The organism is Rhizobium sp. SG570, assembly GCF_012275345.1.
Classification (GTDB): domain Bacteria; phylum Pseudomonadota; class Alphaproteobacteria; order Rhizobiales; family Rhizobiaceae; genus Rhizobium; species Rhizobium lusitanum.
On sequence record NZ_JAAZQI010000013.1, the window covers coordinates 92,664 to 110,977 of the forward strand.

General features: G+C 61.3%; 13 protein-coding genes and 1 pseudogene. 6 read left to right on the plus strand and 8 right to left on the minus strand.

What is annotated here, in order from left to right; all coding sequences use genetic code 11:
* Positions 1-46 precede the first annotated feature (46 nt).
* Positions 47-535, minus strand: a complete 489-nt coding sequence (locus tag FHT28_RS24325; protein WP_037196745.1) for a (2Fe-2S)-binding protein — start codon at positions 533-535, stop codon at positions 47-49.
* Between the two features lie 296 nt (positions 536-831).
* On the opposite strand from FHT28_RS24325, the gene FHT28_RS24330 reads away from it, so the two are divergent.
* The 3 genes from FHT28_RS24330 (at position 832) to FHT28_RS24340 (ending at position 7,601) form a co-directional block, all read left to right on the plus strand.
* Positions 832-1,119 carry a glycine zipper domain-containing protein gene (locus FHT28_RS24330; protein WP_037196746.1) on the plus strand — a complete coding sequence of 96 codons (288 nt, stop codon included), beginning with the start codon at positions 832-834 and terminating at the stop codon, positions 1,117-1,119.
* 300 nt (positions 1,120-1,419) lie between these two features.
* Positions 1,420-3,345, plus strand: coding sequence for an autotransporter assembly complex family protein (locus FHT28_RS24335; RefSeq protein ID WP_037196747.1), 1,926 nt, complete (start codon positions 1,420-1,422; stop codon positions 3,343-3,345).
* Between the two features lie 65 nt (positions 3,346-3,410).
* Positions 3,411-7,601, plus strand: a complete 4,191-nt coding sequence (locus FHT28_RS24340) for a translocation/assembly module TamB domain-containing protein (RefSeq protein WP_168597565.1) — start codon at positions 3,411-3,413, stop codon at positions 7,599-7,601.
* A 3-nt stretch (positions 7,602-7,604) separates the two neighbouring features.
* Here the strand turns inward: FHT28_RS24340 and FHT28_RS24345 are convergent, their stop codons facing one another.
* Positions 7,605-8,033 carry an Lrp/AsnC family transcriptional regulator gene (locus FHT28_RS24345; RefSeq protein ID WP_037196925.1) on the minus strand — a complete coding sequence of 143 codons (429 nt, stop codon included), beginning with the start codon at positions 8,031-8,033 and terminating at the stop codon, positions 7,605-7,607.
* A 238-nt stretch (positions 8,034-8,271) separates the two neighbouring features.
* Between FHT28_RS24345 and rocF the strand changes: the two genes are divergently transcribed.
* The 3 genes and pseudogenes from rocF to FHT28_RS24360 all read left to right on the plus strand — a co-directional run bounded on the left by rocF (position 8,272) and on the right by FHT28_RS24360 (position 10,953).
* Positions 8,272-9,207 (plus strand): arginase, encoded by a 936-nt coding sequence (gene rocF / locus FHT28_RS24350; protein WP_168597566.1) that lies wholly within the window; start codon positions 8,272-8,274, stop codon positions 9,205-9,207.
* A 182-nt stretch (positions 9,208-9,389) separates the two neighbouring features.
* Positions 9,390-9,866, plus strand: coding sequence for a chemotaxis protein CheW (locus FHT28_RS24355; protein ID WP_034481767.1), 477 nt, complete (start codon positions 9,390-9,392; stop codon positions 9,864-9,866).
* A 203-nt stretch (positions 9,867-10,069) separates the two neighbouring features.
* A pseudogene (locus FHT28_RS24360) lies at positions 10,070-10,953 on the plus strand (alanine--tRNA ligase-related protein).
* Positions 10,954-11,202: 249 nt separating this feature from the next.
* On the opposite strand, the gene FHT28_RS24365 reads toward FHT28_RS24360, so the two are convergent.
* The 6 genes from FHT28_RS24365 to FHT28_RS24390 form a co-directional block, all read right to left on the minus strand.
* Positions 11,203-11,469 (minus strand): formate dehydrogenase subunit delta, encoded by a 267-nt coding sequence (locus FHT28_RS24365; protein WP_037196755.1) that lies wholly within the window; start codon positions 11,467-11,469, stop codon positions 11,203-11,205.
* Positions 11,459-12,286 (minus strand): formate dehydrogenase accessory sulfurtransferase FdhD, encoded by an 828-nt coding sequence (fdhD, locus tag FHT28_RS24370; RefSeq protein ID WP_092573216.1) that lies wholly within the window; start codon positions 12,284-12,286, stop codon positions 11,459-11,461. Before fdhD ends, FHT28_RS24365 begins: the two co-directional genes overlap by 11 nt.
* Positions 12,287-12,338: 52 nt before the next feature.
* The gene (gene fdhF, locus FHT28_RS24375) at positions 12,339-15,218 is read right to left on the minus strand and encodes a formate dehydrogenase subunit alpha (RefSeq protein ID WP_168597567.1); all 2,880 of its coding nucleotides are present in this window, start codon (positions 15,216-15,218) and stop codon (positions 12,339-12,341) included.
* A 5-nt stretch (positions 15,219-15,223) separates the two neighbouring features.
* Positions 15,224-16,780, minus strand: a complete 1,557-nt coding sequence (locus FHT28_RS24380; protein ID WP_168597568.1) for an NADH-quinone oxidoreductase subunit NuoF — start codon at positions 16,778-16,780, stop codon at positions 15,224-15,226.
* Entirely contained in the window at positions 16,777-17,256 is a 480-nt protein-coding gene (locus FHT28_RS24385) for a formate dehydrogenase subunit gamma (protein ID WP_092573213.1), read from the minus strand. The genes FHT28_RS24380 and FHT28_RS24385 overlap by 4 nt, the downstream gene beginning before the upstream one ends.
* A 160-nt stretch (positions 17,257-17,416) precedes the next feature.
* Positions 17,417-18,313 (minus strand): LysR family transcriptional regulator, encoded by an 897-nt coding sequence (locus FHT28_RS24390; RefSeq protein WP_168597569.1) that lies wholly within the window; start codon positions 18,311-18,313, stop codon positions 17,417-17,419.
* Between the last annotated feature and the right edge of the window lies 1 nt (position 18,314).

The window sequence follows — 18,314 nt, forward strand, 5'->3', positions numbered from 1 at the left end:
CCAAGATAGCAGTCCAGGCGCTTCGCCAGACAATCTCGGTGAAATTCTATTCGGCCGCCCGATTGGCGGCGTGCATTTCGGCATTGGCTGACAGCACCGCCTGGACGATATTGTGGTAGCCGGTGCATCGACAGATATTGCCTTCAAGCTCGCTGCGCACCGTCTTCTCGTCCAGCGCTCCGCCATGACGGTTGATCATGTCGACGGCCGTCATCACCATGCCCGGGGTACAGAAGCCGCATTGCAGGCCATGATGCTCCTTGAAGGCGGCCTGAACCGGATGCAGCTCGCCATTGGCGGCCAGACCCTCGATGGTTGTGATCTTGGAACCCGAAGCCTGCACGGCCAGGATCGAACAGCTCTTGATCGACTTGCCGTCCATATGAATGACGCAGGCACCGCACTGGGTCGTGTCGCAACCGACATGGGTTCCCGTCAGGCCAAGCTTTTCCCTGATGAAATGGACAAGCAGCGTACGATCCTCGCACTCGCCGCTGACCGCACGGCCGTTCACCGTCAAAGTCACTTTTGCCATATTTTCCTCCTAGCCTCTCCTCCAGAGGCAAAGAGCATCATTTGACTTTTTTGCAGTCCAATCAACCTCTACTTTAGAAACGCGGCAGATTTTCTACGCCGCACCGAGTGTTTTATTGTCCGAATAAGAAGCCTCCTTCGTTCAGCAACAAAAAAACTGTTCGCGCCCAATGGACAATCATATTTTGCACGATATTTTCCATAGTTGCAGGACTGACAAAGACAGCCCATCGTGGTGGAGCTGAAGAATTGGGACGACGTTGCCGTGTTCGGCTTAACTAACGTTGGAGAGAGTAAATGAAAAAAGTTCTTATGCTCGCATTGATCGGCTTGTCCATCGCAAGCTGCACCCCGACTGAACAGGGCGCTGGCATCGGTGCCGCATCCGGCGCCATCATCGGCGGCGCGGTTACCGGCAATGTCCGCGGCGCTGCCGTCGGCGCGGCCATCGGCGGTGTTTCCGGTGCCGTCATCGGCAGCGTCCAGGAGCAGCCCGGCCAGTGCTACTATCGCGACAGGTACGGTCGTCGCTACATCGACGATTGCCCGCGCGGCGGCTATCGTGGTGGCTACGGCGGCTACTGATCGATCCTCGATCGAGATACCGAAGTCCCGGACCACAAGTCCGGGACTTTCTGATTCCAGCCAGGCGAAATGTCTTGGCTTCGACATGGCGGCGGCAACTCTTGCGCGTCGCCGCGAAGCTCGCCCAAACATGCAGGAACCCCACCGAAAATCCGGGCGTTCGCCCCTCGACGGTCATCTTTTCCAGGTTTTTGACTCCAAAACGGTACACCTGAGGGGCTTTTGCCTCTATGGTGACCGCGCGTTAACCTGGGGGAAACGTAAACCTGAGTAAGTTCTCATGTAACCGTAAAGCGGCGTATGCATAAAAGAACTGGACCGAGGAAGAGTATTGCGTATCGGCAAGCAGGAACCGTTGCAGCGGTTGCGGCAGCGCTTGCGCTCGGGCCCGTTTACGTTGAAAACGCCTTTGCTTTCAAGATTTTCGGCATAAGGCTATGGGGCAAGGACGACACCGCGGATCAGGTTTCCGACCCCGTCCGCTACACGGTCGATCTGAAGGCGGACAATCTCGACAAGGATCTGAAGGAAGCCTTGAGCGGTAGCTCGATGCTGATTTCCGACAAGGACAAGCCCGTCTCCGGCGACCTCGGCGTTGTCGTCAAGGCACGCGACGACCGGGACCGGCTCGTCGCCACGCTCTATGAAAAAGCCCGCTATGGCGCCGTGGTCACCATTACCATCAACGGCACCAGCCTCGACGCATTGCCGCCGACGCCGACCTTCGATCGCTCAAAGCCCGTTGCCGTCACCATCAGCGTCGATCCCGGTCCGCTCTTCAAGCTCGGCAACATCAGCTTGCTCGGCGATGCCGCCGGTCTGGACGCATCGCGTTATGGGCTGGTGCGCGGTGGAGACGCAAGCTCGCTGACCATCCTGAAAGCCGCAGACAAGATCGTCGCCGACTTCAAGAATGAAGGTCATCCGCTTGCCAGGTTGAACAAGCGCGACGTCGTCGCCGATCATGCGACCAATACGGTCGATGTGTCGATGAGGATCGATAGCGGCCCCGTCGCCCCTTTCGGCAATGTTGCCGTCACCGGCCAGAAGTCCGTCGATCCGGATTTCATCAAGCGCTACGCCCGCATCAATGAAGGCAAACCGTATTCGCCGGACGAGCTGAAGAAGGCCTCGGACCGCCTGAGAAAACTCGGCGTCTTTTCCAGCGTCACCATCCGCGAGGCCGACAAGCTGGCGCCGGACGGCAGCATTCCCACGACCATCGAGGTATCCGAAGGCAAGCAGCGCTATTTCGGTGTCGGCGCGCAATATTCCACCATCGATGGCTTCGGCCTGCAGGGCTATTGGGGACATCGCAATCTGACGGGACGCGCGGATTCGCTGCGTATCGAAGGATCCGTCTCCCGCCTCGGCGAAACGACCGATATCGGCCAGCTCGACTATACCGCCGGCATCACCTACGTCAGGCCCGCGACCTTCTATCCCTCGGCAACCTTCACCACCGGGCTGAAGATGCAGAGCCTGCATCCGGATGCCTATGATGCGAACACCGTCACGGCGAGCGCCGGTCTTGCCTACGAATTGAACGATCGGGACACCGTCTCCGCCGGCGGCGAGGTAAGCTACGAGTCGGACACGACCGACGCCTTCGGAAAGCACAACTATCTGACGGTGGCGATCCCGCTCGAATACGTTCGCGACACGCGCGACAATAAGCTCGACCCGACGGAAGGCTACCGTGCCTCGGTCCTGGCAAAGCCGAGCTATGAAACAATGGGCGGCACGGTGTTCAGCTCCTTCGAGGGATCCATCACCGGCTATCAGGGTGTCGGCGCCAACAACAATGTCGTGTTTGCCGGCAAGCTTGCCGTCGGCTCGCTGCTGGGTGCGAACAGTATCGAGGATATTCCTGCCACCCGGCGCTTCTATGCAGGCGGCGGCGGCTCGGTGCGCGGCTACGGCTATCAGGAAATCTCGCCCTACAACTCCAACGGCGATGCGCTCGGCGGACGCTCCTATGCGACAGCCTCGTTTGAAGCCCGCGTGAAGATCACCGACACGATCGGCGTCGTGCCTTTCGTCGACATGGGCAGCGTCACCGACAGCACCTTTCCGGACTTTTCCGATCTGCGCATTGGCGCGGGCGTCGGCCTGCGCTACGCTACGCCTTTCGGTCCGATCAGGCTCGATGTCGCCGTTCCGTTGAACAAATATAACAACGGCACAGCCTATGGCATCTATGCCGGTATCGGCCAGGCCTTCTGACCGAACGTACAGTTGTCGCGGACGCTTCAGCACACGGTTACAACACTGAGGTTACTATCGCTTTCATGAGCATATTGATTCGAATTCTCGGGAAATTGGCACGCTGGATCGCCTACGCGGTCGTGGCGATCCTCTTGCTCGTGATCGCGGCTGTGCTCGTTGTCGGCCTGGTACCTTCCGCAACCGGCTATGCCGTCGACCAGGTGGCAAAGCTCGCCTCGACACCCGACCGCACCATAATCATAGCAGCGCCTTCGGGGCTGCTCAGCGGCAATCTGAAAGTCGGTTCGATCACGGTCGCAGACACGAAGGGCGTTTTCGCCAAGGTCCAGAATCTCGCCGTCGACTGGTCGCCGGTATCGCTGCTGACAGGCACATTCCATGCCGATCGCGTTGCGGCAGACGTGGTCGACTTCCAGCGCTTGCCCGTCTCGACGACCGCACCCGCACAGGAACCTCAAGCTGCGAGCAATAGCAGCAGCGGCTTTTCCCTGCCGATCGCCATCGATATCGGCGCCATCGCTCTGCCCGACCTCCGCATCGGACAGGCGGTTACTGGACAGGATTTCGTTCTGGCTGCCGATGGCAAAGTCAAGGCCAATAGCAGCAGCATCGGCCTGACACTCAATGCCAGCAGGCATGATGTGCCCGATGCCAAGCTCTCCGCCGACATCGCTTTTGCGCCAACCGAAAACCAGTTGAAGCTGAAGACGCAAATCTCCGAACCGCGCGACGGCATGCTGGCGGGTCTCCTGCACCTTCCCGGCAGTCCGGCCATCAATATCGACCTCTCAGGCGAAGGCCCGCTTTCCAACTGGGCCGGCAAGCTGCAGGCGGCACTCGACGGCAAGCCGACGGTCGCCATCAACGGTCATCACAGCCTTTCCGCCGACGGCCTGCACCATATCGACGTCAAGGGCGGCGGCGACGTGGATTCGCTGCTGCCGCCAACCATGCGGCCTCTCTTTACCGGCCAGACGACCATCGACCTCTCGGCAACCTTCGACGGCAAGGGCAAGATCGACATTCAGACCGGCAATCTTGCCACCGGCAGTGTCGTCATCGCCGCCTCCGGTACGCTCGATCCCGCCGGCAACAACAGCCTCAATGCCAATTTGATCGGCACCTCAGGCCCCGTGGATTTCCGCTGGCCGATGGAGGACGGCGAGGTCCGCGCCTTGATTTCACGGGTCGATATCGCGCTGACGGGGGCAGCGCAATCGGTGAAGATCGATGCCAAGGCGGCGCTCGACAGCGCCAGTGCGCCGCAGGGCCAGATCGGCCAGGTGAACTTCAGCGCCAGAAGCGATGCCTTCAATCTGGCGACCATGTCCGGGCCGCTGCAACTGCGTCTCGTCGTCGGCCAGACGGCCTTCCTCAGCCCGGATCTCAATCGGCTGATCCGTGCGCCGGTCTCCTTGACCGCACCGCTGCAGATTTCACCTGACACGATCGGCTTCAACAACACGACGCTCGAAAGCGCCAGCATCGGCGGCACCGTCAACGGCAAGTACACACTGTCCTCGAAGGCGATTACGGGCAATTTCAAGCTGTTCGCCCTGCCCGGCGTGCTGCCGGACAGCGTATCGAACAAGTTCGAAGGGACGATTTCGATGGAGGGCCAGGTTGGCGGCACGGTGCCGACCAAGATGACGCTCTCCAATCTGGCGGTGAAATCCAACGTTGCCGAGATCAGCGGCAATGTCGCGCTCAACGACCAGTCGCTGACGTCGGATCTTTCCGGCAAGCTGCTTGATCTTTCCAAGCTCATCCCGAATGCCGAAGGTCAGGCCGACATCGGCCTCAAGGCCAAGGGGCCGCTCACCGCGCTCGGCATCGATGCGACGGTAAAGGCCGTCAACGTCAAGCTGGCCGGACGGCTTCTCGATACGCTCGATATCGACGTGACCGGGACCGCCGACCCCAAGGCTCCGCAGGCAAACATCCAGGCCAGCGGCGCGATCGACGGGAAGCCGATCCGCATCACCGCCGACGCCGTTTCCAAGGACGGCCGCACCAGCATTCCCTCGCTATCAGCTGAAATCGGCGCGAACAAACTGCAGGGCAAGCTGGATCTGTCGCCGAGTTTCGAACCATCAGGCGCGCTGACATTCGATCTGCCCGATCTCGGCCTGCTCGCGGCGCTCGCCGGGCAGAAGGCCGAGGGCGACCTCAAGGGCTCGCTCGATATAGCGAGCGCCAACGGCAAGATCGGACTGAAGGTGAACGCCAACGGCAACGGCATCCGCCGCGACGATCTCGTCATCAGCAAACCGGCCGTGGCGCTCAGCGTCGACGACCTCAAGGCATTCTCCGCCAATGGCAGCATTCGTGCCGCCGCTATTGCCTCCGGCTCCAACCGCATCGCCGATCTCGGGCTGACCTTCACCCAGCAAGGCAGCCGCACGGATTTCGATCTGAAGTCGACCTATGACAACGCGCCTCTGACCGCGAGAGGCAATGTCGAAACCGCCGGTGGCCAGACCACAATAAGCCTGGACACTTTCGCCGGTGCGCCGCGGACGATACCGGTAAAGCTCGCCTCGCCGACCAAGATCGTCGTCAAGGACGGTGCGGCCGCGCTGAACGGGCTGACGATCCAGACAGGCGGCGGCTCGGTCACCGTCGACGGCACAGCCGGTCAGGCCCTGAACATCAACGCCAAGATCGCCAACCTGCCGGCGAGCCTCGCTAATGTCTTCGCGCCGACGCTCTCAGCCGAAGGCGTCATATCCGGCACGGTGACGGTTACTGGCAAGGCCACATCGCCTGTCGTCGCCTTCCAGACCAATTGGTCGGGCGCGGCAACCAGCCAGACGAAATCCGCCGGCCTTGCGCCGCTCGGCATCAAGGCTGACGGTAAATTCGCCGACAATGTCGTCACGATCAACACCAACCTGACCGGCCAGAATGGCCTGGCACTCAATGGCGGCGGCACCATCGCCATCGCCGGTAGCAAGGCAATGTCGCTGAAATTTTCCGGCAATCTGCCGTTCGATGCCCTTGCCGGCCAGCTTGCCGCCCAAGGCATGGTCATGACCGGTACGGCAAGGATCGACATGCAGGTGGCAGGCACGACGGCAGCTCCCGCCGTCACCGGCACGATTTCCACCGACGGGGCCAAGCTCGTCGATGTCCGCCGAAACCTGACCCTCAACGGCCTCGCCGTGACCGTGACGCTCGACGGCAAGCAGGCCGTCATCTCGCGGCTGAGCGGTAATCTCGCCAGCGGCGGCAGCATATCGGGCACTGGTACGGTCGGCATCACCCCGGACGGCGGCTTCCCGGCCGACATTCAGGTGAAGTTCAACAACGCGACCTATGTCGACGGAACCCTGGTGGCAGCAACCGTCAACGGCACGCTCGGCATCAAGGGTCCGATGCTGACAGCCCCGATGCTGACGGGCAACCTCAGGATCAACAAGGCGTCGATCACCATTCCAGAAAAGCTGCCCGCCTCGCTGTCCGAGATCAACATCAAGCACAAGAATGCTTCGGCTGCGGTCAATGCCCAGTTCAAGGACCAGAAGCCGGAAGCGCCGAGGAGCAAATCGACGACCCTCGGCATCGACCTGCAGCTGGAAGCGCCATCGCAGATTTTCGTGCGCGGCCGCGGCATCGATGCCGAACTCGGCGGCAACATCTCAGTCCGCGGCACCGCGTCAGAACCGGTCGTATCCGGCGGCTTCACCATGCGGCGCGGGCGCCTGACCATCCTCAGCCGCCGGCTGGATTTCACCGACACCAGCAAGATCACCTTCGGAGGAGACCTGATCCCGGCGCTCAACATGGAGGCCACGTCGTCGGTGAGCTCCACCACCATCACCGTCGATGTCACGGGTCTCGCCACCGATCCGCAGATCGGCTTCTCCTCCTCGCCTGCCCTGCCGCAGGACGAGGTGTTGGCGCAGCTGATCTTCGGCCAGTCCATGTCGAAACTATCGGCCATGCAGATCGCCCAGCTCGCCGATGCCGCAAGCCAGCTGGCCGGCGGTCGCTCCACGTCGCTATTCGAAGGTCTGCGCAGCCATCTCGGCGTCGACGATCTGGACATCTCGACGGATGCGAACGGCCAGGCGCAGGTCGGAGCCGGCAAATATCTGAACAAGCGTACCTATATCGAGCTGCAGCAGGGCGCCGCCAACAAAACCAAGGCGATCATCAATCTCGATGTCGGGCGCGGTGTGAAGCTGCGCGGCGCCGCGGGCTCGGACGGCGCCGGCGAAGCCGGCATCGTCTACGAGCATGAGTATTAGGATCTAGAATCCGAGCTTGCTGGTCTTCAGCAAGATATTGGATTCCGTTGTGTTTATGCCATTGATCAGCCGTATCCGGCGCAGCGTCTCATCGAAGGAAGCGAGGTCGCGATCCTCGAGTTCGGCTATGAAATCCCATTTGCCGTTGGTGCTGTGCAGCGCCCTCACCTGCGGCAGGCCGCGAAGTTGGTCGGCGACCTTGTCCGCCAACTTGCCGAGCACCTCGATGAGCACGATGGCCCTGACGCCGGCGGCGCGGGTTTCGTGGCCGGTTCGGATGGTGAAGGCGGCGATGGTGCCGTTTTCCACCAGCCGCTCTATCCGCGCGGCGACAGTGGCGCGCGAAGCGCCGGTTGCCGCTGCCAGGGACGAAACGGAGATGCGCGCGTTGTTGCGCAGAGCACTGAGGAGGTCGCGGTCAAGGTCATCCATATGCTTATCATTCTGGTAAATCGCATTGATCAATCTGTCGAAAGCTAATCTATTTTCGACAATTTTCCATCTTTTTGCTGTCACGCAGACAATCGATAATGCGGCCCGACAGCCTCCTGAGCGGTTCAGCTCTTCACCGAATCTCTGAACCGCTTTATCTCATTGTCTTCACGTAATTCCGGACGGAGGCCGCTACGCGCTTCTCCTGGAATTGCTCTAACCCCTCGGAGCGACGCCGATGAATACGCAATCCACACCCATTACATTGATCGGCGTTCCCCTTGAGGAAGGCTCCGGCCGCCGCGGCGCCGGCATGGGCCCGACGGCGCTCCGTATCGCCGGCATCGAAACGACGCTGATCGAACTCGGCCACCGCGTCACCGACAGCGGCGACCTGCGTCCCGCTCCCGCCGCCGACCTGCCGGAGCATCCGCATGCCCATAACCTGAAGATCGTCGGCGCCTTCACGCGCGCGCTAGAGGCCAAGGTCTATGATGTCGCATCGTCCGGAAGCTTCCCGCTGATCCTCGGCGGCGACCACAGCCTCTCCATGGGCAGCGTTTCCGGCATGGCGCGCCATGCGGCGGAGGTCGGTCGTCCCCTCTTCGTCCTCTGGCTGGACGCACATTCCGATTTCAATTCGCCCGCCACATCGCCATCGGGCAATATTCACGGCATGCCCGTCGCCTTCTTCTGCGGCGAGGCCGAAATAGCAGGCGTTCTGCCGGCAGGCAGGCCGCTGGTCGATCCGACGAAGGTTTTCCAGGTCGGCATCCGCTCCGTCGATCCGCACGAGCGCGAGGAAATCCGCGAGCATGGTGTCAACGTCTTCGACATGCGGTTGCTCGACGAACAGGGCGTGGCTGCCATCATACGCAAGGTGCTCGATACGGTCAGCGCCGCCAACGGCCTGTTGCATGTCAGCTTCGACGTCGATTTCATTGATCCTGAGATAGCGCCTGGCGTCGGAACGACCGTGCCGGGTGGCGCGACCTATCGCGAGGCCCATCTCATCATGGAAATGCTCTCCGACAGCAGCCTGGTTTCGTCGCTCGATCTGGTCGAACTCAATCCCTTTCTCGACGACCGTGGCAAGAGCGCCCGCGTCCTCGTGGAAATGGCGGCAAGCCTCTTCGGCCGGCGCATCTTCGATCGTCCGACAAGAGCGGCGTAGCCGCGCATTTTCATGATCCCGAACCAACATAGTCGGGATCATGCCCGTTTCGGCGGACAGGCGCGTTTCATCCTCTTACTGTCGAAACCGCTTGTATAGGTTTAGGTTTAAGCAATGTTCTTGCTCTATCGTCACGCTAATACGCCGAATCTGGCGTCACGTTTCAAATGGGAAGAACGTTCATGGCCACGATCAATTCCACCAGCTTCAGCGGCGATACTCTGGAGATCATTGCCTTTCGCCTTCATGAGCAGGAGTTCTGCGTCAAGACCACCACGATCCGCGAAATCCGCGGCTGGGCGCCGTCCACGCCAATTCCGCACGCGCCGGCCGATGTCATCGGCGTCATGAACCTGCGCGGCTCGGTCATCCCGATCATCGATCTTGCCTACAAGCTCGGCATGCAGAGCACGGTCGCCAACGAGCGCAGCGCCATCGTCGTCGCCGAAGTCCACAACATGGTCATCGGCATGCTGGTCGATCGCGTCTCCGACATCCTCACGATCGCCTCGAGCCAGGTGCAACCGGTTCCGGAAGTCACCGCATCCTTCGACCGCGCCTATTGCGAAGGCATCATCGCCACCGAGAACGGCATGATCTGCTTCCTGAACCTCGCCAAGATGTTCAAGGAAAGCGAAGCGGAAGAACTCGCCGCATAGTTCTAGCGGAACGTCCCTTTTTGAGAACCGTCACCTTCTCGGTGGCGGTTTTTTATTTGGCATTGAGATAGCTCCACCATCGATTCTGGAGCGAGGGTAAAAATACAATCTAAACATTCCGGCGAAGCGGATGCGCTACATACGCCTGCCAAATCGCTCTCCTTGCAATCCCGGCGAGGCTCCTCTATTTTTCGCTTGGGCACATGAACCAAAAGGAGGTTGCCTATGACATCGCGGGACGCCTGATACACGACTACCGTGACTACTGCCTTTCCAAAGGCATCGACTACGCATGCTTTCAATCCGTACGGCCGCACGACGATACCACGCTCTTCTGCAGCGCTGGCATGCAGCAGTACAAGCCGCTCTTCTCCAATCCTTCCCACAAGGGTACCCTCTCGAACAGTCAGGCTTGCCTGCGGATGGGAGATCTCGACGAGATTGGCGACGGCACACACTTCCTCCACTTCACAATGCTTGGGCTATTCTCCTTCCGGGAGATGACGCTGTCCGATGCCATCGAGTTCTGGCTTGAATTCCTCGCGCGAACCGGGGTGTGGCCGGACCATGTCACGATCCATCCGGACAGGATCGACGAATGGACGCCGCTCTATCGCGGTCGTATTCCCATCGTCGTGGATCCGGAATGCATGTGGAGCGACGGCAGCATCAGCGCGGATACTGTACCGAGTTCTACAAGGACGGGATCGAGATCGGCAATATCGTCAATCCGCTTGGCACCTGTATCGACGCCGGCTTTGGAGCTGAGCGCCTCGACATGCTTTCGAACGGGACCTCGCCGGAGAACGCTCTCGAGACGCTCTGCAGCACGGTTCTAAAGATCATCGAGAGCGGCTACCGTCCGGGGAACAAGGAGCAGGGCTATGTGCTTCGCAAGCTCCTGCGCCGGGTCCACTCCCTCGGCGGCTCGTTGGACCACCCGTTCTTCCAGGAAGAGGTGGAGCGTCAAAACCGTCTCGTTCGGAAGTATGAGCGGCTCCGTCACAGCTATCCCGACAAGTCCATCGAATGGTGGTTCGACACCCATGGCATCGACCCGGAGACGATTTCGTCTTACGGAACCTGATGCAACGATTTGGGTGTCCCGCAAGTCGCATTGACGAACGGGACACCTAAAACCAGGAGCCTTGTCTCTGCGGACCGCCCCAGATGGCGGCGGAGGAGCCCAGCAGCACGAAGAACAGCGTATAGATCCAGCCGAGATCGCTGACGCAACTCCTCCTCATTTCAAAGACCGGCACTTACACCTTAGCGGGAATCGTATTCGCGGACGGATTCTCACCTCTCCATCCCATTATCCTCGTCAACCTGTATGCTAAGCCGGTTTTACTTTTTCGGCCGGCGCCGGCCTGTGGATCAGCGGGGCCGCCTCCAGCACGAGAGGGCTCAACCCGCTATCGCCATGGTCGATGAGCTCGAAAAGCTGACGCCGCATGCGCGGCTCCCAGAATTTGTTGATATGCGTGGCGACACCGTTCACCGCTTCGCTTGCAGGCTGCGTCTTGAAGAAGGTCGCGATCTGGTTCGCCATATAGATGAGCTTCGTTTCGGTCTTGCCGTGAGGCTTGTCGTCAGGCGACATCGGCGATGCTCCCCGTAATAATGCGATGCGGATGGGTGAAAATCTCGAAGTCGTCGCCACGCACGAGCGCCACAAGCGTCAGGCCGGCCTCGTCGGCCGTGCGAATGGCAAGCGCCGTCGGCGCGGAAATAGCGACGAGCACTGAGCTGCCCAATATGGCAGCCTTCTGCACCATCTCGACGGATAGCCGGCTGGTGACGGCCACCACGCCGTCCGCTCCCTTGCGACCGGAGCGGATGACGGCACCGCAGAGCTTGTCCAGCGCATTGTGCCTGCCGACATCCTCGCGCACGGCAAGCAGTCCTTCTGCCGGGATATAGAACCCCGCTCCATGCACGGCCCGCGTCTCGCGGTGCAGCGGCTGGGCGTCATTGAGGAGAGCGATGGCGCGGACGATATCCTTTTGCGACAGTGACAGCGCAACCCCGGAAACATCCGGCACCTTGCGCACCGCCTGCTCGATCGATTCGATGCCGCAGAGACCACAGCCGACGGGACCCGCCATATGCCGCCGCCGGACACGCAACGCGTCGGCCACGTCATCGACCAGCGTGATCTGCACATCGATCCCTTGCTCGTCCTCGATAGGCTCAACGGCGGCGATCTGGTCGATATTCGTAATGATGCCCTCTGTCAGGCTGAAGCCGACAGCAAAATCCTCGAGATCGGCGGGCGTTCCCATCATGACGGCATGCGAAGAGCCGCCATAGGAAAAGGCGATCGGTACCTCTTCGGGGACGATACGCGAACCCGAATTGATGACGCCGTTGCGGCGCGCGGTTTCGGGGACGGTGGTGGTGGGGGTGAATTTGGTCATTACCGGGTCTCCCCTTCTCCCCCTCGGGGAGAAGGGGAAAGCATATCCATCGTCACTCCGCAGCCTCCATTTTCCCGGCAATACGGCGAGACTGCCGGGCCTGCTCATCGTATTCGACCTGCCACTGCGACGGGCCGTTGGACGGCGAGACCTGTACCGCCGTCACCTTGTATTCCGGGCAGTTCGTCGCCCAGTCGGAATAGTCCGTCGTGATGACATTCGCCTGCGTGTCCGGATGATGGAAGGTCGTGTAGACGACGCCCGGGGCGACGCGGTCGGTGATCAGCGCCCGGAGCGTCGTGTCGCCGGAGCGGCTCGTCAGCTTGATCCAGTCGCCGTCGCGAATGCCGCGCTGCTCGGCATCGTGCGGATGCATCTCCAGAAGGTCCTCTGCGTGCCAGACGATATTCTCCGTTCGCCGCGTCTGCGCGCCGACATTGTACTGGCTGAGAATGCGTCCGGTCGTCAGCAGCAGCGGGAAGCGCGGGCCGGTGCGTTCGTCGGTCGCGACATATTCCGTGCGGATGAACTTGCCCTTGCCGCGCACGAAGCCATCGACATGCATGATCGGCGAACCAAGCGGCGTCTTCTCGTTGCAGGGCCACTGCACCGAGCCCATTTTTTCCAGATAGTCGTAGGAAACCATGGCAAAGCTCGGCGTGGTCGCAGCGATCTCGTCCATGATCTCGGACGGATGCGTGTAGCTCCAGCGCAGACCCATGGCCTGCGCCATCTTCTGCGTCACTTCCCAGTCGGCATAGCCGTTGCGCGGGCTCATGACCTTGCGCACGCGGTTGATGCGGCGCTCGGCATTGGTGAAGGTGCCGTCCTTTTCGAGGAAGGTCGAGCCGGGCAGGAAGACATGGGCGTAGTTGGCCGTCTCGTTCAGGAAGAGATCATGGACGACGACGCATTCCATCGCGGCAAGGCCGGCGGCGACATGCTTGGTATCCGGATCGGACTGCAGGATGTCCTCGCCCTGGATGTAGAGACCCTTGAACGTGCCGTCGACGGCGGCGTCGAGCATATTGGGGATGCGCAGGCCCGGCTCCTTGTCGAGCTTCACGCCCCAGAGCTTCTCGAAGATATCGCGCGTCGCATCGTCGGAGACGTGGCGATAGCCCGGCAGCTCGTGCGGGAAGGAGCCCATGTCGCAGGAGCCCTGCACATTGTTCTGGCCGCGCAGCGGGTTCACGCCGACGCCGGGCCGGCCGATATTGCCCGTCACCATGGCGAGATTGGCGATCGCCATGACTGTCGTCGAGCCCTGGCTGTGTTCGGTGACGCCGAGGCCGTAATAGATCGCGCCGTTGCCGCCCTTGGCAAAAAGGCGAGCGGCACCACGCACGAGATCGGCGGGAACGCCGGTGTATTTTTCCGTTTCCTCAGGGCTGTGCTGCGGCTCGGCGACGAAAGCAGCCCAATCCTCGAATTCGGACCAGTCGCAGCGTTCGCGGATGAATTTTTCGTCGAACAGGCCCTCGGTAACGATGACATGGGCGAGCGCCGTCAGCACGGCGACATTGGTGCCGGGCTGCAGCGGCAGGTGATAGCTCGCCTCGACATGCGGCGTGCGCACCAGATCGATGCGGCGCGGATCGATAACGATGAGCTTGGCACCCTGGCGCAGGCGCTTCTTCAGGCGCGAAGCGAAGACCGGATGGCCGTCCGTCGGGTTGGCGCCGATGACGAGGACGACATCGGAATGCTCGACGCTGTCGAAATTCTGCGTGCCGGCAGAGGTGCCGAAGGCCTGACCCAGGCCATAGCCTGTTGGAGAGTGGCAGACACGGGCGCAGGTATCCACATTGTTGTTGCCGAAGCCGGCGCGCACCAGCTTCTGCACCAGGAAGGTCTCCTCATTGGTGCAGCGCGACGAGGTGATGCCGCCGACGGATTCGCGGCCATACTGATATTGAAGGCGTTTGAACTCGGTGGCTATATGGGCAAAGGCTTCGTCCCAGGTGACTTCACGCCAGGGATCGCTGATCTTTTCGCGCACCATCGGGTTGAGGATGCGGTCCTTGTGGGTCGAATAGCCATAGGCGAAGCGGCCCTTGACGCAGGAGTGGCCGCGATTGGCCTGGCCGTCCTTCCAGGGCACCATTCGCACCAGTTCCTCGCCGCGCATCTCTGCCTTGAAGGAACAGCCGACGCCGCAATAGGCGCAGGTGGTGACGACCGAATGCTCCGGCTGGCCGATAGCAATCACCGATTTTTCGGTCAGCGTCGCCGTCGGGCAAGCCTGCACGCAAGCGCCGCAGGAGACACACTCGCTGTCGATGAAATGCTCATGCATGCCAGGCGAGACGCGCGAGCCGAAGCCGCGGCCCTCGATGGTCAGCGCAAACGTGCCCTGCACCTCTTCGCAGGCACGCACACAGCGCGAGCAGACGATGCACTTCGAAGGATCATAGGTGAAATAGGGATTAGACTCGTCCTTCGGCATCCATTTCAGATTGATGTCGCCGCTGTTGCGCGCCTTGACGTGATTGTCGCCCTCATAGCCATAGCGCACATCGCGCAGGCCGACCGCACCGGCCATGTCCTGCAGCTCGCAATCGCCATTGGCGGCGCAGGTCAGACAGTCGAGCGGATGGTCGGAGATATAAAGCTCCATCACGCCACGGCGGATATCCTTCAGTCGATTGGTTTGCGTGTGCACCACCATGCCCGGAGAAACCGGCGTCGTGCAGGACGAAGGCGTACCATTGCGGCCTTCGATCTCGACGAGACAGAGGCGGCAGGAACCAAAGGCATCGACCATGTCGGTGGCGCAGAGCTTCGGCACCTTTATGCCGGCTTCCATCGAGGCGCGCATGATCGATGTGCCCTCGGGCACGGTAATCGGGCGACCGTCGACGGTCAGCGTCACCATGGTTTCGGAGCGGGAGGCGGGTGTGCCGTAGTCGATTTCTGGAACGAGAGACATGGGTCTTACTCCGCCGCTTCAATCAAGGGAATCGGAGAGAAATCCTCCGGGAAATGGGTCATCGCGCTCATGACGGGATAGGGCGTGAAACCGCCGAGCGCGCAAAGCGAGCCGAACTTCATGGTGTTGCAGAGATCGGCGAGCAGAACCCTGTTCTTCTCGGGCTCGATACCGCGGGCGATCTTGTCGGCTGTTTCGACGCCGCGGGTCGAGCCGATGCGGCAGGGCGTGCACTTGCCGCAGCTTTCGACCGCGCAGAACTCCATGGCAAAGCGCGCCTGTTTCAGCATATCGGCGGTATCATCGAAGACGACGATGCCGGCATGACCGATGAGGCCGTCCTTGGCGGCGAAGAATTCGTAGTCGAAGGGCGTATCGAACAAGGCGCGCGGGAAGTAGGCGCCGAGCGGTCCACCCACCTGCACGGCCTTCACAGGTCGCCCGGTCGCGGTGCCGTCACCGATCCTGTCGACGATATCGCCGAGCGAGAGGCCGAAGGCCGTCTCGTAGAGGCCGCCATGTTTGACGTTGCCGGCAATCTGCAGCGGGATCGTGCCGCGAGAACGGCCCATGCCGAAATCGCGGTAGAAGGCCGCACCCTTGTCCAGGATGACGGGTACGGAGGCGAGCGAAATGACGTTGTTGATGACCGTGGGGCAGTTGAACAGGCCCTTATGGGCTGGTAGCGGCGGCTTGGCGCGCACGATGCCGCGCTTGCCCTCGAGGCTGTTGAGCAGCGCCGTCTCCTCGCCGCAGACATAGGCACCAGCGCCGGTGCGGATTTCCATATCGAACGCCTTGCCGGAACCAAGCACGGATGCACCAAGAATGCCGGCTTTACGGGCGATTTCGACCGCTTCGGTCATCGCGGCGATCGCATGCGGATATTCCGAACGCGTATAGACGAAGCCCTTGGTCGCGCCGGTCGCCAGGCCAGCGATCGCCATGCCCTCGATCAGCACGAAGGGATCGCCCTCCATGATCATCCGGTCGGCGAATGTGCCGCTGTCGCCCTCGTCGGCGTTGCAGACGATATATTTGCGGTCGCCCGGCGCATCGAGCACGGTCTTCCATTTGATGCCGGTCGGGAAACCCGCCCCGCCACGGCCGCGCAGGCCGGAGTCCGTGACGTCCTTGACGATGTCGGCCGCTGCCATGCCGATGGCGCGGCACAGACCCCTAAGGCCGCCATGGGCCTCATAATCTTCCAGTGAAAGGGGATCTGTAATGCCGCAGCGGGCAAAGGTCAGACGGGTCTGCTCTTTCAGGAATGGGAGGTTTTCGACCTCCCCAAGACAGAGCTGATGCTCGCCGCCTTCGGCGAGCCCGGCATCGAATAGTGCGGGAACATCCCTGGCCTTCATCGGCCCATAGCCGATGCGCTTGCCGCCGATCTCGACTTCGACCAAAGGCTCCAGCCAGAACATGCCGCGCGAGCCGTTACGCACAATCCGCGCATCGAGGCCGCGTTTGGCGACTTCCTGCGCAATGGCCTCGGCGACCTTTTCAGCCCCGAGCGAGAGGGCAGCGGCGTCGCGGGGAACATAGATGGTCAAGGTCACTGGCGCGCCTCCTTCACGAGGTCTTCGGCGCTCTCGTCGTCAAGCCGCCCGTAAAGCTCGCCATCCAGCATTGCCGCCGGCGCGCAGGCGCAAAGCCCGAGACAGTAGACCGGCTCGAGCGTGACATCGCCATCCAACGTGGTCTGATGAAAATCGATGCCCAGCAGCTGCTTGATGCGTTCGGCAAGAGCATCGCCGCCCATCGACTGACAGGCCTCGGCACGACAGAGTTTCAGGACATGGCGGCCGGCGGGATGGTCGCGATAATCGTGATAAAAGGTCATGACGCCATGGACTTCGGCGCGCGAAAGGTTGAGTGCCCTAGCGATCAGCGGCAGCGTGTCTTGCGGCACGTAGCCGAACTCTTCCTGAATCCCATGCAGGATCGGCAAAAGCGGCCCTTCCATCGACTTCATGGTGTCGATGATAACGCCGGCACGGGTCGCGATATCGCCCGCGCCCAAATTCAAACTCATAAGCATCCTCCTGCGCATAACCCCGAAAACCGCTGGCGATTTTCGGAAACGCTTATGCGGCATTTCCTCCGTGGGTGCGCGATCGACGCACGCTGGGACAAAAGTCGCAGGGAGGAGGCCAAGGATCAATAAGGCAGTCCCGTCGTTCGATAGAAGATTTCTATCGATCCTTATCGCCTTCCGCGAGCAATCTCGCCTCATGCAACAGGGCCGAGACGAGCGGTGTGAAAGGCTCGCGATGCGTGGCGACCAGACCGACGAGATGTTCGGCATCCGGCTCTGTGACCGGGATCTTGCGGATATCGGCCGGAAAGCCGAAGGAATCGGCGATATTCTTCGGCATGATGCTCGCCCAGCGTCCGGTCTGGACATGAGAAAAAAGCACGATCATCGAATTGGATTCGAGCGTCGGCTTCGCCACGGTGCCGGCCTCCGCCAGATGCCGGTTGATGATGCGGCGGTTCTGCATGTCGGCCGTCAATAGACAAAGCCGAAGGTTGCCGACTTCCTTCCAGGTCACGCTCTCACGCTCGGCAAGTGGGCTGCCCGCCGCGGTGATCAGGTGATAGCGCTCGGCGTAGAGCGGTACGCTGGTGACGCGGCCAAGCGGCTCGTTCTCCAGATAGGTGATGCCGGCATCGATCTCGAGATTTTCGAGCAGGCTCAGAACCTGCAGCGAGTTGCGCGATGTGATGGAGAAGGTGACATCGGGGTGCCGCTCCTGGAAAGGCGTGGTGATCTTCGACACCATGGCAAGCGCCGTCGGAATGGCGGCAATGCGGATATGGCCGGCAAGGCCCTTGCGCGCCGCCCGCATCTCCTCGCGCATGGTTCGGCTGTCGCCGACGATGCGCCTTGCCCATTCCAGCACGCGCTGCCCCTCCGGCGTCAGCCCCTGAAAGCGCGAGCCGCGACTGACGAGCATGACGCCGAGCTGATCCTCCAGCTGCCGGATCGCCGCGGACAAGGTCGGCTGCGTCACGCCGCATTCCTCGGCGGCGCGGCCAAAATGCTTCTGGTTGGCAAGCGCGATGAAGAATTCCAGCTTGTCGATCATT